At 58.5% G+C, this 23,375-nt stretch carries 13 protein-coding genes; 11 read left to right on the top strand and 2 right to left on the bottom strand.

The features are described from left to right. Nucleotides 1–123: 123 nt before the first annotated feature. On the top strand, nt 124–3,459 hold the full coding sequence (locus EGO56_RS06555; RefSeq protein WP_135908091.1) for a diguanylate cyclase: 3,336 nt from the start codon (nt 124–126) through the stop codon (nt 3,457–3,459). A 75-nt stretch (nt 3,460–3,534) separates the two neighbouring features. After that, nucleotides 3,535–4,887 (top strand): molecular chaperone, encoded by a 1,353-nt coding sequence (gene yegD / locus EGO56_RS06550; RefSeq protein WP_135908089.1) that lies wholly within the window; start codon nt 3,535–3,537, stop codon nt 4,885–4,887. 225 nt (nt 4,888–5,112) lie between these two features. On the opposite strand, the gene EGO56_RS06545 is transcribed toward yegD, so the two are convergent. Both EGO56_RS06545 and EGO56_RS06540 read right to left on the bottom strand, forming a co-directional pair. Further along, nucleotides 5,113–6,456 (bottom strand): carbohydrate porin, encoded by a 1,344-nt coding sequence (locus EGO56_RS06545; RefSeq protein ID WP_167493424.1) that lies wholly within the window; start codon nt 6,454–6,456, stop codon nt 5,113–5,115. A 208-nt stretch (nt 6,457–6,664) separates the two neighbouring features. Next, a complete protein-coding gene (locus EGO56_RS06540; RefSeq protein ID WP_135908087.1) occupies nt 6,665–7,624 on the bottom strand; it encodes an aldo/keto reductase in 960 nt (319 codons plus the stop codon). 239 nt (nt 7,625–7,863) lie between these two features. On the opposite strand from EGO56_RS06540, the gene EGO56_RS06535 reads away from it, so the two are divergent. From EGO56_RS06535 to manD, 9 genes are all read left to right on the top strand, one after another. Next, nucleotides 7,864–9,102: an MdtA/MuxA family multidrug efflux RND transporter periplasmic adaptor subunit gene (locus EGO56_RS06535; protein WP_107319932.1), complete on the top strand. Its 1,239-nt coding sequence runs from the start codon at nt 7,864–7,866 to the stop codon at nt 9,100–9,102. Next, nucleotides 9,102–12,224, top strand: coding sequence for an MdtB/MuxB family multidrug efflux RND transporter permease subunit (locus tag EGO56_RS06530; RefSeq protein WP_135908086.1), 3,123 nt, complete (start codon nt 9,102–9,104; stop codon nt 12,222–12,224). The genes EGO56_RS06535 and EGO56_RS06530 overlap by 1 nt, the downstream gene beginning before the upstream one ends. Beyond that, nucleotides 12,221–15,295 carry a multidrug efflux RND transporter permease subunit MdtC gene (mdtC, locus tag EGO56_RS06525; protein ID WP_135908084.1) on the top strand — a complete coding sequence of 1,025 codons (3,075 nt, stop codon included), beginning with the start codon at nt 12,221–12,223 and terminating at the stop codon, nt 15,293–15,295. The genes EGO56_RS06530 and mdtC overlap by 4 nt, the downstream gene beginning before the upstream one ends. 51 nt (nt 15,296–15,346) lie before the next feature. After that, nucleotides 15,347–16,753: an MFS transporter gene (gene mdtD / locus EGO56_RS06520; RefSeq protein WP_135908082.1), complete on the top strand. Its 1,407-nt coding sequence runs from the start codon at nt 15,347–15,349 to the stop codon at nt 16,751–16,753. After that, nucleotides 16,750–18,138, top strand: a complete 1,389-nt coding sequence (baeS, locus tag EGO56_RS06515; RefSeq protein WP_135908080.1) for an envelope stress sensor histidine kinase BaeS — start codon at nt 16,750–16,752, stop codon at nt 18,136–18,138. Before mdtD ends, baeS begins: the two co-directional genes overlap by 4 nt. Nucleotides 18,139–18,144: 6 nt before the next feature. Then, a complete protein-coding gene (baeR, locus tag EGO56_RS06510) occupies nt 18,145–18,852 on the top strand; it encodes an envelope stress response regulator BaeR (protein ID WP_135908078.1) in 708 nt (235 codons plus the stop codon). A 267-nt stretch (nt 18,853–19,119) separates the two neighbouring features. After that, nucleotides 19,120–20,502 (top strand): prephenate-dependent tRNA uridine(34) hydroxylase TrhP, encoded by a 1,383-nt coding sequence (gene trhP / locus EGO56_RS06505; RefSeq protein ID WP_135908076.1) that lies wholly within the window; start codon nt 19,120–19,122, stop codon nt 20,500–20,502. A gap of 221 nt (nt 20,503–20,723) precedes the next feature. Continuing rightward, complete coding sequence (yegS, locus tag EGO56_RS06500) at nt 20,724–21,623, top strand: lipid kinase YegS (RefSeq protein ID WP_135908074.1); 900 nt, start codon at nt 20,724–20,726, stop codon at nt 21,621–21,623. A 531-nt stretch (nt 21,624–22,154) separates the two neighbouring features. Next, nucleotides 22,155–23,369, top strand: coding sequence for a D-mannonate dehydratase ManD (gene manD, locus EGO56_RS06495; protein WP_033783674.1), 1,215 nt, complete (start codon nt 22,155–22,157; stop codon nt 23,367–23,369). Nucleotides 23,370–23,375: the final 6 nt, after the last annotated feature.

Below are 23,375 nucleotides of genomic sequence, written 5' to 3'. Positions count from 1 at the left end.
GCCGAATAACGGGCAATATTGATTTCACCCCTTTTTTCTTTGCCGAATGTGCTAGCATGCAGTCAGAGAATGACTGGTGCCTGATTCGCCGTTGCGGAGCCCTGCACCCTGCCGGAAGTCCGCATGACGATAGAGATCCTGTCCCCGCAAAATAACCCGCCAAACCGCTGGCTCTCGGCCCTGGTGCTTGGCTGCGTGGTGTTTGTCCTGACGATGTTCTGTCTTGAACTGATCGTTGTCAGCGGGAAGATTTCCCCGCTCTGGTTCCCGACCACCTTAATGACCGTCGTGGTTTTCCGCTGCCCGTCACGACAGCTGCCGCTGCTGCTGACCGCCTGTGTGCTGGGCACTGCGGGGGCGAATGCCATCATCATCGGACCTGCCCTCGCTAATATTAAATTCGCGCTGCTTAATCTTATTCAGGCCAGCGTGGGTGGCATGCTGCTGCGCGCCCTGCTGGATCGGCGCGCGCCGCTGAATTCGCTGCATGACTGGGCAAGGATGGTGGTGTCAGTCGGCATCGTGACCCCGCTGCTCGGCGGCGTGCTGGCGATCTGGACGCTGCAGGTCAGTGGCCATGCCTCGTTTCCCTTCTTCTATACCTGGGTCATCTCCGAGATCATCGGGATGCTGGTATTAGGCCCGATGCTGCTGCTGCTGCCCTGGCCGCTACGGCGCGCGCAGTTCAGCGATCTGCGGCTGGCCGAATCGCTGCTGACCCTGGTGCTTACCCTCGGTGCCAGTTATCTGGCACTGCGTTTCCTGCCGTGGCCCTTTACCTTTATTGTGGTGATCCTGTTCTGGTGCGCGGTTCGTCTGCCCAAGCTGCAGGCGTTTGTCCTCTTCTTCCTGAACGCCAGTTTTATCTCGATGCTGCTGGCTTTTGATCTGGTCAACGTGGTCAATAACAACAGCGCCCTCGGCCCGGTCTCCAGCTGGCTGCCGTTTCTGCTGGTGTTAATCCCCAGTCACATTATGTCGCTGGTGATGGACGCGTTCCGGCGCGAAAAACTTCACATTACCGACAGTGAAACCCGCTTTCGTCACGCCATGGAGTATTCCGCCATCGGTATGGCTCTCGTCGCGCCGCAGGGCAACTGGCTGCAGGTGAATCGATCTCTCTGTCAGATTCTGGGCTATCCGGCAGAAGAGCTGAAGCGTCTGACCTTTCAGCAGATTACCCATCCCGACGATCTCAGCCTCGACCTGGAACATGCGACCCGGTTGCTGGAGGGTGAGATTGATACCTACACTTTTGAGAAGCGCTATTTCCGTAAAGATGGCGAAATTGTCTGGGCGCGGCTGACGGTCTCGCTGGTGCGCGACAGTAGCTATGCCCCGCTCTACTTTATTGCGCAGATTATCGATATCTCAGAACTGAAGCAGAGTGAGCAGGTGAACCGCCGGCTGATGGAGCGTATTACGCTGGCCAACGAGGCGGGCGGCATCGGCGTGTGGGAGTGGAACCTGCTGACCGGCGAGATGTTATGGGACAAGCGCATGTACGCCCTGTTTGGCCTTGCGCCGCATGAGTCACCCAGCTATGACCTCTGGGTCCATCTGCTCCATCCTGCCGATCGCGAGTATGCCGCGCTGACGGTGCAGCAGGCAATTGAGCTGCGCAGTGCTTTTCATATGGAGTACCGCGTGGTCGATGCCCAGGGACAGCGCTGGGTGCGCACCCAGGCTAACCGGCAACTGAGCAAAGAGGGGCGCATTGAGCGCATGCTGGGCATCTGCCAGGACATCACGCCGCTGCGCAATCTTAATGAGGCGCTGTTTCAGGAGAAAGAGCGCATGGCGATCACCCTGGATTCCATCGGCGAAGCGGTGATCAGCACCGATAAAGAGATGCGCGTCGCCTTTATGAACCCGGTAGCAGAGAAGATGAGTGGCCTGTCGCAGGAACAGGCAGCCGGTCAGCCGCTGAGTGAACTGCTGCATATCACTCAGGGGCGTAACGGCCCCGAAGTCGAGAATCTGCTGTTATGCCAGCTACCAGCGGAAAAAATCACCCCCGGTCTGGCGGAAGATCTGGTGCTGCATACGCCCGATGGTGGCCATATCGATATTCACTACAGCATCACACCGCTGCGCTCCGAAGCGGGCCTGGAACAGGGTGCCGTAATGGTTATTCAGGATGTGAGTGAGTCGCGCAAACTGATGAAACGGCTGAGCTATAGCGCGCTGCATGACACCCTGACCCGCCTGCCGAACCGCGCCAGTTTCGAGCTTCAGCTTAAACGTCTGCTGTTTGATGCGGCCGAACATCAGCATCAGCATGTGCTGGTCTTTATCGACCTGGATAAGTTTAAAGCGGTCAATGACAGCGCCGGACATGCCGCAGGCGATGCATTACTGCGTGAGCTCTCCGATTTAATGCAGCATCACCTGCGCAGCAGTGATTTCCTGGCCCGGCTGGGCGGCGACGAGTTTGCGCTGCTGATGCCCGATTGCGAAGTCGATCAGGCGCATGACGTGGTGCAGCGCATCGTCGCCGCGGTCAATGATTACCGGTTCCAGTGGCTGGGCCGCCTTTATCATGTGGGTGCCAGCGCGGGCGTCACGCAGATTTCAGCGGATAACTGCCAGAGCGGCGATGTGCTTTCGCAGGCGGATATCGCCTGTTACAACGCCAAACGCAGCGGGCGCGGACGGCTGGTCATCTACGAACAGCATCGTTTACCGCTGCCGGGTAATCATCAGGGCATGGATGCAGCAATGATTGATGCGCTGCAGATCGAACTGCCGGCCTGGGCCGTTGCGCCACCTAAAACACCGCAGGCGGCCTTTATCTGGCTGCTTGAGGTGCAGCTTTTAACGGCTGACGGGCTGCTGGTGGATGAAACCCTGCTGCGCAATAACCTGCCTGACGATTCGCTGCGTCGCCGGCTGGATAACAATATTCTGGATACTTTTTTCCGTCACGATGTGCAGAGGCTGAATAGCAAAGGCATTCCGGTGATCCTGCCACTCAATGCACAGGTACTGAACGATGCCGTCTTCGTGCAGCAACTCTGTCAGCGCTTTGTTGCCGAGGGACTCTCTGACAGCCGCTGTGGTTTCGCTTTCCCTGCCGCCAGCGTGCTGAGCAAAGGCGATCAGCTCTATGCCGCGCTGATGCAACTGCGGCAGTGTGGCTGTCGTGTCGTGTTGCAGCATTTTGGCCGTAACCTGGATGCCTTCAATCTGCTGAGTGACGAAGTGGTTGATTATCTGGTGCTGGCCCCTGAACTGGTTGCTAACGTCCATAATAATCTGATGGATGAGATGCTGCTGACCATCATTCAGGGCCAGGCAACGCAGCGCAATATCTCGGTGCTGGCCGGTCCGATTTCAGTACCCGCCGTACTCAGCACGCTGGCGACCCTTGATGTGGATGGCGTCTGGGGCAGTGCCGTGGCCGAGCATCAGCCGTTGCGTTCTCTGGCTGAAGATCGCATCTTCGCTATCCGTTAATTCCCGCGCTGCCTGCTTGCCACCCTGCTGAAGCTGCGCTAAAGTCGCCCCCTTTTTTCCGGCATGGGGGCGAAAATGTTCATAGGATTCGATTACGGCACGGCTAACTGCTCTATTGCAGTCAGCGAAAATGGCACGCCACGTCTGTTAACGCTGGAAAACGATCAGCGCCTGCTGCCGTCAATGATCTGTGCGCCGACCCGCGAGTCGATCAGCGAATGGCTTTATCGTCATCATCAGGTGGCGACACCGGACAGCGAAACCACGGCGCTGCTGCAACGTGCCATGCGTTATAACCGCGAAGAGGATATCGAGGTCCAGCCCAACAGCGTGCAGTTCGGCCTCACCGCGCTGCAGCATTACATGGTCGACCCCGAAGATGTCTGGTTCGTTAAATCCCCCAAATCGTTCCTCGGTGCCAGTGGCCTGAAGCCACAGCAGGTCGCCCTGTTTGAAGATCTGGTCTGCGCCATGATGCTGCACATCCGTCAGCAGGGTGAAAGCCAGCTTGATCAGGCCATCGATCAGGCAGTGATCGGGCGGCCGGTCAACTTTCAGGGCTTAGGCAGCGAAGAGTCTAACCAGCAGGCAGAAGGCATTCTGCTGCGCGCCGCTCACCGCGCCGGCTTCCGTGATGTGGAGTTTCAGTTTGAACCGGTCGCCGCCGGACTCGATTTCGAAGCGACGCTGAAGCAGGAAACGACGGTTCTGGTGGTGGATATCGGCGGCGGTACGACCGACTGCTCGATGCTGCTGATGGGGCCAAAATGGCGTGATAAGGCAGACCGCCGTGAAAGCCTGCTGGGTCACAGCGGTTGCCGCGTTGGCGGGAACGACCTGGATATTATGCTGACGTTTAAGACCCTGATGCCATTGCTGGGCCTGGGCGGTAACACCCTGAAAGGCACCGCGTTGCCTGCCCTTCCGTGGTGGAACGCCATCGCCATCAATGATGTTCCGGCGCAGAGTGACTTTTACAGTCCGGCCTGCGGTAAGTGGCTGAGGGATCTGGTGCGGGATGCTGAACAGGGTGACGTCGTGGCTCGCCTGCTGAAAGTGTGGCAGCAGAAGCTCAGTTACCGGCTGGTGCGCGCGGCAGAAGAGAGCAAAATTGCGCTGTCAGCCAGCCCGGCGCATACCGCCTCCCTCGACTTTATTGCCGCGGCATTAGAGACAGAGATTGGGGTGGGTCAGCTGCAGGACGCCATCAGTCAGCCACTGGAGAAAATTCTGGAGCAGGTGCAGCTCGCGCTGGCCACCAGCCAGATCAAGCCTGATGTGATTTATCTGACCGGTGGCAGTGCGCGTTCACCACTGCTGCGCGCAGCGCTGCAGCAGACGCTGCCGGACAAGCCGATTGCGGGCGGCGATGATTTCGCCTCCGTCACCGCAGGCCTGGCCCGCTGGGCGGAAGTGATGTTCCGCTAATGTGGCGCATCGATGTAAAAACGGCTCCTCGCTTTTCCGTACAGGCAGCTCAGAATCTTAAAGCGATGGGAGCATACGCCTGTAGCAAAGCATCGCGGGCCACGGATGGCCCGCGCTGAGCCTGCCAGGGATGGCGTCTTTTGCGTCTTTGCGGAAGGCGTATGCTCCCTGAGCCTGTGCACGATCTCCCCGCAATGGTTTTAAGGATGCCGTTTTAGCCTGCTATCAGAAGGCAATATTGGCGCTGATACCGCCGATAAACGCATCCTTCACTTCGCTCACCGCGCCCGGCGCCACCACATACTGCAGGTTAGGTCGCAGTGACATCCAGTTGGTCACTTTGGCGTTGTAGTAAACCTCATAGTTGTACTCTGAACCTTCCTGAATCGGCAGATAAGTCGGGCTGTCAAAGCGGCTCTCGCCATTGGCCTGATTCTGCTGACGCAGTGAGCGGGTATAGTCGCTGTTCACATGAATACGCGACGCGCCCACACCGATCTCATCCTGCGGACGGGCATCGAACGGCCCTGTCCAGGTAAAGGCGATAGACTGATAGTTATCGGTCTTCGAGGTCTTGTGATCGTTCATCACCGCCTGAACACGCACGCCCAGACCACGGTTCACATTGCCATCCTGCGCGGTCAGCTGTTGCTGCAATAACAGATAGCCGCCGTAGGAATGCGCCTGATCCTGATAGCCGCCGTTGCGCCAGCTGCCATAGACATCGCCATCCACTGACGAATAGTAATAACCGATGCGATAGTTACCCGGTAATTTCTCCGGCCCGAACGTCGGTTTCCAGCCCAGTTCCACCGGCACCAGATTCCCCTCGGAGTTGCTGGTATCCAGACGGAAGCCATCGCCGCGATCGTAGTTAGCGCGGTTCTGATTATAGAAACCGACCTGGAAGAAGACATCCGGCGTGATAGTCAACTTAACCCGGCCGCCCCACTGCGACACCGGCCAGTTGAACCAGCGATCGCCGCGCCAGTTACCCGCCTGTCCGCTACCCAGCGCCAGGTTCTGGAACAGATTGCCATCGAAGTTGTCGAAATCTTCACCCACCGTTACCCGTCCGGCTTTGATATCGACCACATCGTTGAACAGCCCTTTGCGCAACCAGAACTGCGTCAGACGCCAGGTCTGACCGCGACCATAAACTTCCTGCACCGAAGAGAGCATACCGGTGCGCTGATCGGCGACCTGATCGGAAAGATTCTGCCCGTTACGGCTGGTGACGGTCATCTGAAACTCGGCATCCTGCCAGTCCAGCAGCTTCTGCAGATCGAAATTGGTGCCGAACGTCCACTGATCGCTGTAGCGCATGGTGGTATTGGTATCGGCTCCGCCGCCTAAGTTAGCGGCGCTTTCCATGGTGTAGTTGACGTCAAACTTGATGCCGTCGTCCTGCAACTGCGTTCGGTAACCCCCCCAGTCACCAAACATCCATTCAGAGTCCGGGCTGAAAGCATCAGCGGCGATGGCCTGTGCGGAAAACATGGCCATGATCAGGGTGCCGGTTGCCACACGGCGCAGCGGAAAACGCTGTTCTGCGAGTCTGTTTTTCATCTTGCTTATTCTTATGTAAGTTACGGAAAGTGACGGGCAGAGGATAATGCTGACTAATCATCATTTATTGTAAATACGTGCGCATAATTTCCTGAAACATCAGTTTATTAACGCATTTGTGATCGGGATCGCTGATTGGTTATTCTTCGGGCAGGATGCGCACTTTTTAACAGGCACAAAGTAAAAAGGGGCGCTAGCGCCCCTGTAATTAGCGGCTGGCCTGGTCCAGTTGATCAATCTGTTCCGGGGTCAGCGTGAGCTGCGTCGCGCCAGTCAGATCGTCGAGCTGCTTAAGTGAGGTAGCACTGACAATCGGTGCAGTAATACCGGGCCGGGCAATCTGCCAGGCCAGCGCCACCTGCGTCGGTGTCACCTGATGCGCATCGCTGATCGCATCCAGCGCGTCAAGGATCCGCAAACCACGCGGGTTGAGGTATTTGTCTACCACGCCCTGACCCCGTGCGCTTTTACTGGCATCCGCTGCATCACGGTATTTGCCACTGAGAAAACCGCTGGCGAGGGAGTAGTAGTTGATCACACCTAAACCGTGCGCCCTGACCACCGGCTCCAGCTCCGACTCATAGGGCTGGCGGTCATAAAGGTTGTATTCCGGTTGCAGGGTTTCATAACGCGCCAGCCCCTCCGTTTCACTGATCTGCAATGCCTCCTCAAGCCGCGCCGCGCTGTAGTTCGAGGCGCCAATAGCCCGCACTTTCCCCTCGCGAATCAGACTGTCAAAGGTGCTCAGCGTGTCCGCCAGCGGCGTGTCCTGATCGTCACGGTGCGCCTGATAGAGGTCGATGTAGTCGGTCTGCAACCGGCGCAGTGAATCTTCGACCGCCTGACGGATATATTGCGGCTTCAGCCCGGTTTTTTCCGGCGACAGTTCCATACCGACTTTAGTTGCCAGCACGATCCGATCGCGCTTGCCGCTTTTTTTCAGCCACTCCCCAATAATGGTTTCCGACTCACCGCCCTTGTTACCGGGTGCCCAGCGGGAATAGACATCGGCGGTGTCGATAAACCACAGGCCTCGATCCACCAGCGCATCCAGCAGAGAAAAGGAGGTGGTTTGATCCACTGTCCAGCCAAACACGTTGCCGCCAAACGTCAGTAACGGCACCGTAATACCACTGTCACCCAACTGCCGGGTTTGATTCTGACTCATTATCTGCTCCTGATTTGCCTGACAAACGGTCTGTTTTTTAGCATAGCAAAGTCATTTCACGCCTTTATGACGATTGTGCTGCGATTAATGCAGGAACAGGCATAATTACCCCGCCCTGACAGATATCCTTATTTCCTTCAACTTCTGCCCGTCAGAGGCGACTACAATCTTTCGTTTGCAGGCTACCCCTTTCATGCCTGCGCCTGGGACTACGTCACTGCTGGAGAGCATCAACAATCATGAGCACCCGACATCCTGTTATGAAGAAAACCCTGATCGTGCTGGCCCTGATCGCCGTGGCCGCTGGCGGCTACTATGCCTGGCAGCGCAATGCCCAGCCGCAGAGCAGCAGCCAGACGGATTCGCCAGCGCCACGTGGCGGCAAAGGCGGGGGTGATGGCGCGCGTCGTCCCCTCGCCCCGGTTCAGGCGGCAACCGCCACCCGCCAGAGCGTGCCGCAATTCCTTAGTGGACTGGGAACGGTGACCGCCGCTAACACGGCCACGGTGCGCAGTCGGGTCAATGGCGACCTGCTGGCGATCCACTTCACCGAAGGCCAGCAGGTTAACGCAGGCGATTTGCTGGCAGAAGTCGACCCGCGGCCTTATCAGGTGGCGTTAACCCAGGCTCAGGGCCAGCTGGCGAAAGATCAGGCGACGCTGGCGAATGCCCGTCGCGACCTGGCACGCTTCGAGAAGCTGGCAAAAACCTCGCTGGTGTCGCAACAGGAGCTGGACACTCAGCGCTCCCTGGTGAGTGAAACGCTCGGCACCCTGAAAGCGGATGAGGGCGGCGTTGCCAGTGCACAGCTTAATCTGACCTACAGCCGGATCACCGCGCCGATTGCTGGCCGGGTCGGGCTAAAACAGGTGGATGTTGGCAACTATGTCACCAGCGGCGACACCACCGGTATCGTGGTGATCACCCAGACGCACCCGATTGATGTGGTTTTTACCCTGGCAGAAAACAGCATCAGTTCGATTCTGCAGGCGCAGAAAAGCGGCCAGCCGTTGCTGGTGGAGGCCTGGGATCGCAGTAATCAGAATCTGATCGCCAGCGGCAAACTGTTGAGCCTCGATAACCAGATTGATGTCACTACCGGCACCATCAAAATCAAAGCGCGTTTTGATAATCAGGACGACACGCTGTTCCCTAACCAGTTCGTCAATGTGCGACTGAAGGTCAACACCCTGCAGGATGCAGTGGTCATTCCGCCTGCCGCATTACAGATGGGCAATGAGGGCCACTTTGTCTGGGTGGTCAACAGTGACAACAAGGTCAGCAAGAAAAGTGTGATGGCCGGCCTGCAGGATAGTGAAAAAGTCGTGATCAGCGCCGGTCTGGAGGCGGGTGAACGCGTGGTGACCGACGGGCTGGATCGCCTGACCGAAGGTGCGAAAGTTGAGGTGGTCGCGCCGCAGAGCAACGCACCGCGCGCCACCCGCGCGACCCTGCCGTCAAAAGGAGAGCGTGAGTAATGCAGGTCATGCCTCCCGATCACAGTGGCGGGCCGTCACGCCAGTTTATTCTGCGCCCGGTCGCCACCACGCTGTTGATGATTGCGATTCTGCTGGCCGGGATACTGGGCTACCGCTTCCTGCCGGTCTCGGCGCTGCCCGAAGTTGACTATCCGACCATCCAGGTCGTCACGCTCTATCCGGGTGCCAGCCCGGATGTGGTCACCTCCTCCATCACCGCCCCGCTTGAGCGCCAGTTTGGTCAGATGTCCGGCCTGAAACAGATGGCGTCGCAAAGCTCCGGCGGTGCCTCGGTCGTGACGCTACAGTTCCAGCTGACGCTGCCGCTGGATGTGGCCGAACAGGAAGTGCAGGCGGCCATTAACTCAGCGACCAACCTGCTGCCCAACGACCTGCCTAATCCGCCGGTCTACAGCAAAGTGAATCCTGCCGATCCGCCGATCATGACGCTGGCCGTCACCACGCGCAGCATGCCGCTGACGCAGGTGCAGGACATGGTGGAAACGCGTGTCGCACAGAAAATCTCTCAGGTCAGCGGCGTCGGGCTGGTGACGCTTTCGGGCGGCCAGCGTCCGGCGGTGCGGGTGAAGATGAATGCGCAGGCGCTGGCGGCGCTGGGTCTGACCAGCGAAACGGTGCGGACTGCCATCAGCAATGCCAACGTCAATTCTGCCAAAGGCAGCCTGGATGGCCCGACCCGCTCCGTCACCCTGTCAGCCAATGACCAGATGAAATCGGCGGAAGATTATCGCCAGCTGATCATCAGCTATAAAAATGGTGCGCCGGTACGTCTGGGTGATGTGGCAACTATCGAACAGGGAGCTGAAAACAGCTGGCTCGGAGCCTGGGCTAACCGCGATGCGGCGATTGTGCTCAACGTTCAGCGTCAGCCTGGCGCCAATATCATCGCCACGGCGGATAATATCCGTGCCATGCTGCCCGCCCTGACTGCCGCTCTGCCAAAGTCTGTAGACGTTAAACTGCTCACCGACCGCACCACCAATATTCGCGCTTCAGTGAACGACACGCAGTTTGAGCTGATGCTGGCGATGGCGCTGGTCGTGATGATCATCTATCTGTTTCTGCGCAACGTGCCCGCCACGCTGATCCCGGCGGTGGCGGTCCCGCTTTCGCTGATTGGCACCTTTGCGGCGATGTACTTCCTGGGCTTTTCCATCAATAACCTGACGCTGATGGCGCTGACCATCGCCACCGGCTTTGTGGTCGATGATGCCATCGTGGTAATTGAGAACATCTCACGCTATATCGAGAAAGGAGAAAAACCGCTGACCGCTGCGCTGAAAGGGGCCGGAGAGATCGGCTTCACCATCATCTCCCTGACCTTCTCGCTGATTGCGGTGCTGATCCCGCTGCTGTTTATGGGCGACGTGATTGGCCGCCTGTTCCGTGAATTTGCCGTCACGCTGGCGGTGGCGATTCTGATTTCAGCGGTGGTGTCACTGACCCTGACGCCGATGATGTGCGCCAGGATGCTGAGCGCGGAGTCGCTGCGCAAACAGAACCGCTTTTCGCGGGCCAGTGAAGCGATGTTTGATCGTATCGTCGCCACCTACGGTAGAGGCCTGAGCCGGGTGCTGAATCACCCCTGGCTGACGCTGTCGGTGGCGCTGGGCACGCTGGTCCTGACGCTGCTGCTGTGGATGGTGATCCCGAAAGGCTTTTTCCCGCAGCAGGACAACAGCATTATTCAGGGTACGCTGCAGGCCCCGCAGTCGGTCTCCTACGCCAGTATGGCGCAGCGCACCCGCGATGTTGCCTCCATCATTATGAAAGATCCGGCGGTTGAGAGCATGACCTCGTTTGTCGGCGTGGATGGCACCAATGCTTCGCTGAACAGCGCGCGGCTGCAGATCAACCTCAAGCCGCTGGATCAGCGCGACAACCGGATTCCTGCTATACAGCAGCGCCTGCAACAGCAGGTCAGTGCGGTGCCGGGCGTGCAGCTGTGGCTGCAGGCGGTGCAGGATCTCACCATTGATACCCAGGCGAGCCGCACACCGTACCAGTTCACACTGCAATCGGGTTCACTGTCGTCGCTCAGCACCTGGGTTCCGGCCCTGCTGACCCGGCTCAGCACCCTGCCACAGCTGCGCGATGTCAGCAGTGACTGGCAGGATCAGGGACTGGAAGCCTATGTCAACGTGGACCGCGACAGTGCCAGCCGCCTCGGCATCAGCATGGCGGACGTCGATAACGCGCTGTATAACGCCTTTGGGCAGCGGCTGATCTCCACCATCTATACCCAGGCGAATCAGTATCGCGTGGTGCTGGAGCAGGATAATAACGCCACGCCAGGGCTGGCGAGTCTGGATGCGATTCGCCTGAACAGCAGCGACGGCGGCAGCGTGCCGCTGAGCGCCATTGCCCGCATCGAGCAGCGCCACACGCCATTGAGCATTAACCATCTCGACCAGTTCCCGTCGGCGACCTTCTCGTTCAACGTGGCTGACGGCTATTCGCTGGAAGATGCTGTAAAAGCCGTGTCACAGGCGGAAGCGCAGCTTGGCATGCCTGCCGAGCTGATGACCCAGTTCCAGGGCAGCACGCTGGCCTTTGAGGCGGCGCTCAGCAGCACGGTCTGGCTGATTGTGGCGGCCATTGTGGCGATGTACATCGTGCTGGGCGTGCTCTATGAGAGCTTTATTCACCCGATCACCATTCTCTCGACGCTGCCCACCGCGGGCGTCGGCGCGCTGCTGGCGCTCATGCTCAGCGGCAATGAGCTGGATATCGTGGCGATTATCGGCATCATCCTGCTCATCGGCATCGTGAAAAAGAACGCCATCATGATGATCGACTTTGCGCTGGCGGCGGAGCGTGAACAGGGTATGAAGCCTTATGATGCGATCTATCAGGCCTGCCTGCTGCGCTTCCGCCCGATTCTGATGACCACCCTGGCGGCCCTGCTCGGCGCGCTGCCGCTGATGCTCAGCACCGGCGTCGGGGCCGAACTGCGTCATCCGCTGGGCATTGCCATGGTCGGCGGGCTGATTCTGAGCCAGGTGCTGACGCTGTTCACCACGCCGGTGATCTACCTGCTGTTTGATCGACTGGCTCACGCCACCCGTCGCCGCTTTGGCCGCACGGAGGCCGCAGAGTGAAGTTCTTTGCCCTGTTCATCAACCGGCCCGTCGCGACGACCCTGCTGACGCTGGCCATCGCCCTGGCGGGTATGCTGGGTTTCCGGCTGCTGCCAGTGGCGCCGCTGCCGCAGGTCGATTTTCCGGTGATCGTTATCTCGGCGTCACTGCCGGGCGCGTCGCCGGAGATTATGGCGTCGTCGGTGGCCACGCCGCTGGAGCGCTCGCTGGGACGCATCGCGGGCGTCAGTGAAATGACCTCTACCAGTTCGCTGGGCAGCACCCGCATCATTCTGGTGTTCGATTTTGATCGCGACATTAACGGCGCGGCGCGTGATGTGCAGGCCGCGATCAATGCAGCGCAAAGCCTGCTGCCCACCGGCATGCCGTCGCGTCCCACTTATCGCAAAGTGAACCCTTCGGATGCGCCAATTATGATCATGACGCTGACCTCGGATACCTATAATCCCGGTCAGCTCTATGATTACGCCTCGACCCAGCTGGCACAAAAACTGTCACAGATCGAGGGCGTGGGCGACGTCACCGTGGGCGGCAGTTCGTTGCCTGCGGTGCGCGTGGCGCTCAATCCGCAGGCGCTGTTTAATCAGGGCGTGTCGCTGGATGCGGTGCGCACCGCGATCTCGAACGCCAACCAGCGTCGGCCGCAGGGCGCACTGGACGACGCGCAGCAGCGCTGGCAGTTGCGTACCAATGACGCGCTGCAGACCGCCCGTGAGTATCAGCCGCTGGTAGTGCACTACAACAACGGCGCAGCGGTGAAGCTGTCAGATGTGGCGACCGTCGAGGATTCAGTGCAGGACGTGCGTAACGCCGGGATGTCGCGCGGTAAACCGGCGGTGCTGCTGCTGATCCGCAAAACGCCTGAAGCCAACGTCATCGATACGGTTGACCGGATCCGTGCCGAAATGCCACTGCTGCATGAGGTGATCCCCGCCGCCATCGATCTGCAGATTGCTCAGGATCGCTCGCCCACCATTCGCGCCTCGCTGCATGAAGTGGAGCAGTCTCTGTTAATCGCCGTGGCGCTGGTGATTCTGGTGGTGTTTGTTTTCCTGCGCTCCGGTCGTGCCACGCTGATCCCCGCCGTCGCCGTGCCGGTTTCGCTGATCGGCACCTTTGCAGCGATGTACCTGTGCGGCTTCAGCCTGAATAACCTCTCGCTGATGGCGCTGACCATCGCCACCGGCTTTGTGGTGGATGATGCGATCGTGGTGCTGGAGAACATTGCCCGCCACGTCGAAGCGGGCATGAAACCGCTGGCCGCCGCGCTGAAAGGGGTTCGGGAAGTCGGCTTTACCGTGCTGTCGATGAGCCTGTCGCTGGTTGCCGTGTTCCTGCCGCTGCTGATGATCGGCGGGCTGATTGGCCGTTTCTTCTCTGAGTTTGCCATTACGCTGTCGGTGTCGATTGTTATCTCGCTGTTTATCTCCATCACCCTGACACCGATGATGTGCGCGTATCTGCTGAAGCCGCATGGGCCACGCAGCCAGCCCCGCCGGCGCGGCGCGGGTCGGCTGCTGATGGCGATCCAGCAGGGGTATGGTCGTTCGCTTAACGTGGTGCTGAACCATGCTCGCTGGATCATGCTGCTGTTTTTCGCCACCATCTTCCTGACTGGCTGGCTGTTTGTTCATATTCCGAAAACTTTTATGCCGGAACAGGATACCGGTCGGCTCTCCGGCTTTATCTCTGCTGACCAGAGCATTTCGTTTCAGGCGATGCGCAGTAAGCTGCAGGATTTTATGGAGATTGTCGGCGCCGATCCCGCTGTTGACAGCGTAGTGGGCTTTACCGGTGGCATGCGTACCAACAGCGGCTCAATGTTTATCTCACTGAAACCGCTGTCAGAGCGCAAAGAGAGCGCCGTGGAGATCATCGCGCGGCTGCGCACAAAGCTGGCAAGAGAGCCGGGTGCCAGCCTCTACCTGAATGCGGTGCAGGATCTGCGGGTCGGTGGCCGGGAGTCGAATGCCGGTTATCAGTATTCGCTGCTGTCGGACGATCTCGCCGCGCTGCGAATGTGGGAGCCGAAAATCCGTGAGGCGTTCTCTGCCCTGCCGCAGCTGGCGGACGTGAACTCCGATCAGCAGGATAAAGGCAGCGAGATGGCGCTGACCTATGACCGCGAAAGCATGGCGCGTCTCGGTATCGACGTCTCTCAGGCTAATGCCCTGCTGAACAACGCCTTTGGTCAGCGTCAGATCTCTACCATCTATCAGCCGCTTAACCAGTACAAAGTGGTGATGGAGGTCGATCCACGCTACACCCAGGATATCAGCGCCCTGTCGCAGATGTTCGTAATTAACAGCGAAGGCAAAGCGATACCGCTGTCGTGGTTCGCCCACTGGCAGCCAGCGAATGCGCCGCTGTCGGTCAATCATGAAGGGCTGTCGGCGGCATCGACCATCTCATTCAACCTGCCAGAGGGTGTGTCGCTGTCACAGGCGTCGGAGGCGATTGAACGCACCATGACGGCGATCGGCGTGCCATCCAGCGTGCGTGGCAGCTTTGCCGGAACCGCGCAGGTGTTTCAGCAGTCGCAGAGCAGCCAGCTCTGGCTGATGCTGGCGGCGATAGCGGCGGTCTATATCGTGCTGGGTATCCTCTATGAGAGCTATGTGCATCCGCTGACCATTCTCTCAACCCTGCCCTCGGCGGGTGTGGGGGCGCTTCTGGCGCTGGAACTGTTTGATACGCCCTTCAGCCTGATCGCGCTAATCGGGATTCTGCTGCTGATCGGCATCGTGAAAAAGAACGCCATCATGATGGTCGACTTTGCGCTGGAGGCCGAACGCAACGGCCAGCTCAGCGCGCGGGAGGCGATATTCCAGGCCTGCCTGTTGCGCTTCCGGCCGATTATGATGACCACGCTGGCGGCGCTGTTTGGCGCGCTGCCGCTGGTGCTGAGCAGCGGCGACGGTGCTGAACTGCGCCAGCCGCTGGGGATTACCATCGCGGGCGGCCTGGTGATGAGTCAGTTGCTGACGCTCTACACCACGCCGGTGGTCTATTTGATGATGGATAAGCTGCGGCGCAGAAAACGCCCGCTGGCCGCCGCACAGCAGCCGTAATGGGTCTGGCTGCGACGGACGGCGGATGTGATGCCTTGATCGGGGGGATTGATGACTACGCAAAGCACAAACGTCCGCTGGCAACTGTGGATTGTTGCCATCGGTTTCTTTATGCAGACGCTGGATACCACCATCGTCAATACCGCGATCCCGTCGATGGCACACGACCTGGGCGTCAGTCCGCTGCACATGCACTCGGTGATCGTCTATTACGTGCTGACGGTGGCCGTGATGCTGCCGGTCAGCGGCTGGCTGGCGGATCGCTTTGGCGTGCGCAACATCTTCTTCTGCGCGATTGTGCTGTTCAGCCTGGGTTCGCTGCTGTGCGCCATCTCCGGCACACTGGATCAGCTGGTGCTGTCGCGCGTGGTTCAGGGGATTGGCGGGGCCATGATGGTGCCGGTGGGTCGCCTGACGGTGATGAAAATCGTGCCGCGCGAACAGTACATGTCGGCCATGACCTTTGTCACCCTGCCCGGCCAGATTGGTCCGCTGCTGGGTCCGGCGCTGGGCGGCGTGCTGGTGGAGTACGCCAGCTGGCACTGGATCTTTCTGATTAATATTCCAGTCGGCATTGCAGGCGCTATCGCCACCCTGATGCTGATGCCCAACTACCGCATGCAGACGCGCCGCTTTGATTTCGGTGGTTTTATCCTGCTGGCCGCCGGAATGGCTACCCTGACACTGGCGCTGGATGGTCAGCGCAGCAGCGGCGGTTCGCCATTGCTGCTGGGTGCCATGATCCTCACTGGCATGTTTTCTCTGCTGTTTTACCTGATGCATGCGCGCGGCAATGATAACGCGCTGTTCAGCCTGAAGCTGTTTGATAATCGCGTTTACTCTATTGGCCTGCTCGGCAGTTTTACCGGCCGCATCGGCAGCGGCATGCTGCCCTTTATGACGCCAATCTTTCTGCAGCTCGGCATGGGCTACAGCCCGTTTCACGCCGGTCTGATGATGATTCCGATGGTGCTGGGCAATATGGGAATGAAGCGTATTGTGGTGCGCATCGTCAATCTCTATGGCTACCGTAATGTGCTGGTGATGTCGACCGTGTCACTGGCGCTGGTGGTCCTGCTGTTCCCGCTGGTGGCGCTCATGGGCTGGGTCTGGCTGCTGCCGCTGGTGCTGTTTCTGCAGGGCATGGTCAACGCCATTCGCTTCTCTTCGATGAATACCCTGACGCTGAAGGAGTTGCCGGATGAGCTGGCCTCCAGCGGCAACAGCCTGCTGTCGATGATTATGCAGCTGTCGATGAGTATTGGCGTCACCGTGGCCGGTCTGCTGCTGGGCGCGTTTGCCCAGGAGAGCGCAGCAAACAGCGCAGCGGAGCACCAGATGTTTATTTATACCTACCTTTGCATGTCGCTGATTATCATCCTGCCCGCGCTGGTGTTCTGGCGCGTCCCGCCACAGGTAAGTACCAACGTTGATCTGCGACGCCGGAGAAAAAAATGAGAGTTAACCTGCGCCTGGGCATCGGGGCCAAACTGTTTATGGCGATTTTCGCCACCTGCATGCTGGTGCTGATCACCATGCACTGGGGTGTTCGCCTCAGTTTCGAACACGGCTTTGTCGACTACATCAAGCGCGGCAATCAGCAGCGCCTGAATCTGCTCAGCGATGCGCTGGCCGATCAGTATGAGCAGCATGGGAACTGGGATTTTCTGCGCCACAACGATCGGCTGATCTTCACCATGCTGCGTTCGCTGGAGCAGAATCCTGACAGCAGCAGTCAGCTGCCGCCACACGGCTGGCGCACCCAGTTCTGGGTCCTCGATCAGAAATATAAAGTGATGGTCGGACCGCCGGGGCCGGTGCCCCCGGAAGGCACAAGACGCAATATCACGACCAGTACCGGTAAGGTGGTTGGCTGGGTGATCGGCTCGCCACCGGAGCGGCTGACGCGCAGTACCGATATTAACTTTGATCAACAGCAGCGGCGCACCAGCTGGATTATCGTGGGGCTGTCAACGCTGCTGGCGGCGCTGGCAACCTGGCTGATGGCGCGGGGCCTGCTGGCGCCGGTTAAGCGGCTGGTCGATGGCACGCATCATCTGGCGGCCGGCAATTTTGCCACCCGCGTTGAGGTCAGCAGCCGGGATGAGCTGGGCCAGCTGGCCGGTGACTTTAACCTGCTGGCCAGCTCGCTGGAGAAAAACGAAAGCATGCGCCGCGCCTTTATGGCTGATATCTCCCATGAGCTGCGCACGCCGCTGGCGATCCTGCGCGGTGAACTGGAAGCGATGCAGGATGGCGTACGCAAACTGACGCCGGATGCGATCGCCTCCCTGCAGAGTGAAGTCGTGGTGCTGACTAAGCTGGTCGAAGACCTGCATCAGCTATCGCTGTCGGACGTGGGTGCCCTCGCTTACCGCAAGCAGGCGACCGATCTGGTGCAGCTGCTGGAAGTGACCGCTGGCAGCTTTGCCGAACGTTATCGCGCGCACGGCCTGACGCTGAAGCTGAATCTGCCCGACAACGCGCCTTTCTTCGGCGATCCCGACCGCCTGATGCAGTTATTCACTAACCTGCTGGAAAACAGCCTGCGCTACACCGACAGCGGTGGACGGGTTGAAGTGACGCTGAAGTATGAAGCGCCCCACTGGCACATTGAGTTTGATGACAGCGCACCGGGCGTAGACAGAGAACATCAGGTGCAGATTTTTGAGCGCTTTTTCCGCACCGAAGGCTCGCGCAATCGCGCCAGCGGCGGTTCGGGCCTGGGCCTGGCCATCTGTAAAAATATCGCAGATGCACACGGCGGCGATATTCATGCGGCGCACTCTGATTTAGGTGGACTGAAAATCGCGCTACACTTGCGCTATGTTCCCCCTGTGTAGACGCTTATGAGCCAGGAAAACCACGACCCGCTGATTCTGGTGGTCGAAGATGAGCCGAAACTGGCGCAGCTGATGATCGATTATCTGCACGCCTCGAACTACCGTACCCATCACATCGCCGACGGCAATGCGGTGCTGGAGTATGTGCGCCAGACGCCACCCGACCTGATGCTGCTGGATTTGATGCTGCCGGGCACCGACGGCTTAACGCTGTGCCGCGAAATCCGTCGTCATTCCGAACTGCCGATTATTATGGTCACCGCCCGCACCGAAGAGATTGATCGGCTGCTGGGGCTGGAGCTGGGCGCGGATGACTACATCTGCAAACCCTTCAGCCCGCGTGAAGTGGTGGCGCGGGTTAAAACGATTCTGCGCCGGGTCAAACGGTCAGCGGAAGAGCCGCAAAGCGCCTCGTTACTGCGGGTTGATGAGAGCCGCTTCTTCGCCAGCTGGCGCGACAAGCCGCTGGATCTTACTCCGGCGGAGTTCCGGCTGCTAAAAACCCTGTCGCTGGAACCGGGCAAAGTCTTTTCACGCGAACAGCTGCTCAACCATCTCTATGATGACTATCGCGTGGTCACGGATCGCACCATCGACAGCCATATCAAGAATCTGCGGCGCAAGCTGGAGAATCTCGACAGCGAGCAACCCTTTATCCGTGCGGTCTACGGCATGGGCTATCGCTGGGAAGCCGACGCCTGTCATTTGATCTAGTTTGATCCCGATCAATTTACTTCCCTTTTCTCACTGCCTACAATTCCGCACCTTTTGCAGGGCTTAGAGCCTATCCCAGTAGGCGTAATTGTTGCAGGCAGTCTGGACACGGACAGCGCGGAACAACCGGAGCGTACACGTAGTACGTGAGGATTGTGAGCACTGCCCAGGTTCAGACTGACAAATAAAATAGCCGAATGGGATAGGCTCTTAACGGCCCTGCACCTGCCGCTTCAGGCGGCATACTGACCTGACATCAGTGAGAACATCATGAAACCCGAACTGCTTTCCCCCGCCGGCACGCTGAAAAACATGCGTTATGCCTTTGCTTATGGCGCCGATGCTGTCTATGCCGGCCAGCCACGCTACAGCCTGCGGGTGCGCAACAACGAATTTACCCACGAGAACCTCGCACTGGGCATCAACGAAGCGCACGCGCTGGGCAAAAAATTCTACGTGGTGGTGAACATTGCACCGCACAACGCCAAGCTGAAAACCTTTATTCGTGACTTAACGCCGGTGGTAGCGATGCAGCCTGACGCACTGATCATGTCCGATCCCGGCCTGATCATGCTGGTGCGTGACGCGTTCCCGTCAATGCCGATTCACCTGTCGGTGCAGGCCAATGCGGTAAACTGGGCCACGGTAAAATTCTGGCAGCAGATGGGGCTGAGCCGGGTGATTCTGTCACGCGAGCTGTCACTGGAGGAGATCGCTGAGATCCGCCAGCAGGTGCCGGAGATGGAGCTGGAAGTGTTTGTTCATGGTGCGCTCTGTATGGCCTATTCCGGTCGCTGTCTGCTGTCAGGCTATATGAACAAACGCGATCCGAATCAGGGCACCTGCACCAACGCCTGCCGCTGGGAGTATAAAGTGGCGGAAGGCCAGCAGGATGAAGTGGGGAATATCGTCGGTATTCATGAGCCCATCCCGGTACAGGATGTGACGCCCACGCTGGGCATCGGTCAGCCCACCGACAAGGTATTTCTGCTGGAAGAGAAGATGAAGCCGGGTGAGGTGATGAGCGCGTTCGAAGATGAACACGGCACCTACATCATGAACTCGCGGGATCTGCGCGCAGTGGCACACGTGGAGCGGCTCAGCGAGATGGGCGTGCATTCGCTGAAAATTGAAGGACGCACCAAGTCCTACTACTACTGCGCCCGCACCGCTCAGGTTTATCGCCGGGCGATTGACGATGCCGCGGCCGGTAAGCCGTTTGACCCCTCACTGCTGTTAAAGCTGGAAGGCCTGGCCCATCGCGGCTATACCGAAGGTTTCCTGCGCCGTCATACCCATGACAGCTACCAGAATTATCAGCAGGGCTTTTCGGTCTCGGATCGCCAGCAGTTTGTCGGTGAATTTACCGGCGAGCGTCGGGGCGAATGGGCGGAAGTGGCTGTGAAGAACAAGTTTATGCTGCACGACAGCGTGGAGATCATGACGCCCGAAGGCAACCTGAATGGCCAGCTGGATGCACTGCAGAATGCGCGTGGTGAACCCACTGAGGTTGCTCCCGGCGATGGCCATCGCGTCTGGCTGCGGGTGCCGGAAGAGGTCGATCTGCGTTTTGCGCTGCTGCTGCGCAATTTTGATCACGGCGAAGATACCCGTGATCCTCATAATCGTTTACCAACGGAAACAATTTGAGGAAATCAGAACAGGATCACAGACCCCTGCTCAGCGCTGCTTTATAGTCCCGCCTGCTGCTAACGAGTAACAACAAACGGCAGATTTACCAGGAACCACCTCATTTACCCGCCCGGCTCCCCCGTGCGGGTTTTCTTTTTTCTCTCTTTCGCCAATAATTTACTGCTGGCAGCTGTGCTATATATTCCCTTCTTACTCTGTAGATCTTCAAGGAACGCAAAATGGACAATAAACCGCTTACGCTGCTCATCCTGAATGGGAAAGGCGCGGGTAATGATGATCTGCGCGAAGCCATTACCACCCTGCGTGAAGAAGGCTTCGACATTGCGGTGCGTGTCACGTTCGAAAAAGGCGATGGCGACAGGTACGTCAGAGAGGCGATTGGGCTACAGGCGGAGACCGTCGTAGCCGGTGGCGGCGATGGCACCATTAATGAGGTTGCCACTGCGCTGGCGGCATCAGATGCCGATCATCGCCCGGTGCTGGGTATCCTGCCGCTGGGCACTGCCAACGACTTTGCCACCAGCGTCGGTATTCCGGAAGAGATGGAACCGGCACTGCGACTGGCGATTCAGGGCAAAGCGCATGCCATCGACCTGGCCAGAGTGAACCAGAGCCACTACTTCATCAATATGGCGACGGGCGGATTTGGCACCCGCATCACCACAGAAACACCGGAAAAACTGAAGTCGGCGCTGGGCGGTGTCTCCTACTTTATTCACGGCCTGATGCGCATGGATACGCTGAAACCCGATACCTGCGAGATCAGCGGTCCCGATTTCGCCTGGCAGGGTGATGCGCTGGTTATCGGTATCGGTAACGGGCGTCAGGCGGGCGGCGGTCAGCGCTTATGCCCTGGTGCGCTGATCAACGATGGCCGGCTTGACGTCAGTATTGTGACCGCGCAGGAGCTGCTGCCGACGCTGCTGCACTCGCTGACCGGTGACGATGACAACCCCGGCATCGTCACCACGCAGCTGGAGTCGCTGACGATTCGCTCTCCGCACGAGATGACCTTTAACCTGGATGGTGAACCGCTCTCCGGGCGCGAATTCGTGATTGAGGTGATGGCGGGCGCGCTGAGCTGTCGCCTGCCGCCGCAGTGTGAACTCCTTTCCTGAGTATGGTTCAGGGGGCGAAAGCCCCTTCAGATTTCTGACAAACTCACAGCTGAACGAATTTAGCAGCAACACATTAGCTTAAAGCGTAGGGAACACGGGCAGAGGAGGAAAGCGTCCCGCCGTCCGGAAAATAACGCCGGGAGCGTTTTTGAACAACGCAACGCGTTGGCCCTGTTACGGGCGCACCTCAGGGATGAGGTGCGTAATCGCGCGGGCCGGGCATGCCAGGGATGGCGGCTTTTGCGACTTTCCGATCTGACTGTGTTCCCTTCGTCGGCTGGGTCTTACAGCCAGCAGGGGCAGACGCTGTCAATAATCTTAAGAGGGCGAAAGCCCCTTTTTCACGCTGGCCGACCGTCGTTTTACTACCACGCCGCCCTTTTTGTCGCCAAATAATACGCCAGTTCATTACCCCCTTTCGCCCCAGAAAACTCTCTGTGACTGGCTTCACAACTCTGCCAGACTAACTTGTATGGTAGTATTAAAGCGCGTACTTTTTCATCATTGAACGCTGACTGAAAGGCAACCAGGATGAAAATTGTTAAGGCGGAAGTATTCGTAACCTGCGCAGGCAGAAACTTTGTTACCGTGAAGATCACCACCGATCAGGGGCTGACTGGCGTGGGTGATGCCACGCTGAATGGCCGAGAACTGCCGGTCGCCTCCTACCTGAAAGATCACGTCTGCCCGCAGCTGATTGGCCGCGATGCGCATCAGATCGAAGACATCTGGCAATACTTCTATAAAGGCGCTTACTGGCGTCGTGGCCCGGTTACCATGTCTGCGATCTCGGCTGTCGATATGGCGCTGTGGGATATCAAAGGTAAAGCCGCCAACATGCCGCTCTACCAGCTGCTGGGCGGCGCTTCACGCACCGGCGTGATGGTTTATTGCCACACCACCGGCCACTCCATCGATGAAGTGATGGATGACTATGCGAAGCACAAAGAGCTGGGGTTCAAAGCGATCCGTGCACAGTGCGGCGTACCGGGCATGAAAACCACTTACGGCATGGCAAAAGGTAAAGGCCTGGCCTACGAACCTGCGACCAAAGGTAACTGGCCGGAAGAGCAGCTCTGGTCAACCGAGAAATACCTCGATTTCACGCCAAAGTTGTTTGAGGCGATCCGCGATAAGTTTGGTTTCGATGAGCATCTGCTGCATGACATGCACCATCGCCTGACACCGATTGAGGCCGCGCGTTTCGGCAAGAGCGTGGAAGATTATCGTCTGTTCTGGATGGAAGATCCGACGCCTGCTGAGAATCAGGAATGCTTCCGTCTGATTCGCCAGCACACCGTCACGCCGATTGCGGTAGGCGAAGTGTTCAACAGCATCTGGGATTGTAAGCAGCTGATTGAAGAACAGCTGATCGACTACATCCGCACCACCATCACCCACGCGGGCGGCATTACCGGAATGCGTCGTATTGCTGATTTTGCGTCACTCTATCAGGTGCGTACTGGCTCGCACGGTCCTTCGGATCTCTCCCCTGTCTGCATGGCGGCTGCGCTGCACTTTGACCTCTGGGTGCCGAACTTCGGCGTGCAGGAGTACATGGGCTTCTCGGAACAGATGATGGAGCTGTTTGATGCTAACTGGACCTTTGACCAGGGCTACATGCATCCGGGCGACAAGCCGGGCCTCGGCATTGAATTCAACGAGAAACTGGCGGCGAAATATCCCTATGAACCTGCCTATCTGCCGGTCGCCCGTCTTGAAGATGGCACCCTGTGGAACTGGTAAGGAGAA

Source organism: Pantoea vagans, assembly GCF_004792415.1.
Lineage (GTDB): Bacteria > Pseudomonadota > Gammaproteobacteria > Enterobacterales > Enterobacteriaceae > Pantoea > Pantoea vagans.
This window is presented reverse-complemented; position numbering and strand designations above follow the sequence as displayed.

What these genes read in the sequence shown, in the direction of transcription:
- EGO56_RS06545 (WP_167493424.1), bottom strand. Translation starts at nt 6,456, where the DNA reads ATGAAAAACAGACTCGCAGAACAGCGTTTTCCGCTGCGCCGTGTGGCA.
- yegS (WP_135908074.1), top strand. Translation starts at nt 20,724, where the DNA reads ATGGACAATAAACCGCTTACGCTGCTCATCCTGAATGGGAAAGGCGCG.
- yegD (WP_135908089.1), top strand. Translation starts at nt 3,535, where the DNA reads ATGTTCATAGGATTCGATTACGGCACGGCTAACTGCTCTATTGCAGTC.
- baeR (WP_135908078.1), top strand. Translation starts at nt 18,145, where the DNA reads ATGAGCCAGGAAAACCACGACCCGCTGATTCTGGTGGTCGAAGATGAG.
- mdtD (WP_135908082.1), top strand. Translation starts at nt 15,347, where the DNA reads ATGACTACGCAAAGCACAAACGTCCGCTGGCAACTGTGGATTGTTGCC.
- EGO56_RS06540 (WP_135908087.1), bottom strand. Translation starts at nt 7,624, where the DNA reads ATGAGTCAGAATCAAACCCGGCAGTTGGGTGACAGTGGTATTACGGTG.
- manD (WP_033783674.1), top strand. Translation starts at nt 22,155, where the DNA reads ATGAAAATTGTTAAGGCGGAAGTATTCGTAACCTGCGCAGGCAGAAAC.
- EGO56_RS06530 (WP_135908086.1), top strand. Translation starts at nt 9,102, where the DNA reads ATGCAGGTCATGCCTCCCGATCACAGTGGCGGGCCGTCACGCCAGTTT.
- EGO56_RS06555 (WP_135908091.1), top strand. Translation starts at nt 124, where the DNA reads ATGACGATAGAGATCCTGTCCCCGCAAAATAACCCGCCAAACCGCTGG.
- baeS (WP_135908080.1), top strand. Translation starts at nt 16,750, where the DNA reads ATGAGAGTTAACCTGCGCCTGGGCATCGGGGCCAAACTGTTTATGGCG.
- EGO56_RS06535 (WP_107319932.1), top strand. Translation starts at nt 7,864, where the DNA reads ATGAGCACCCGACATCCTGTTATGAAGAAAACCCTGATCGTGCTGGCC.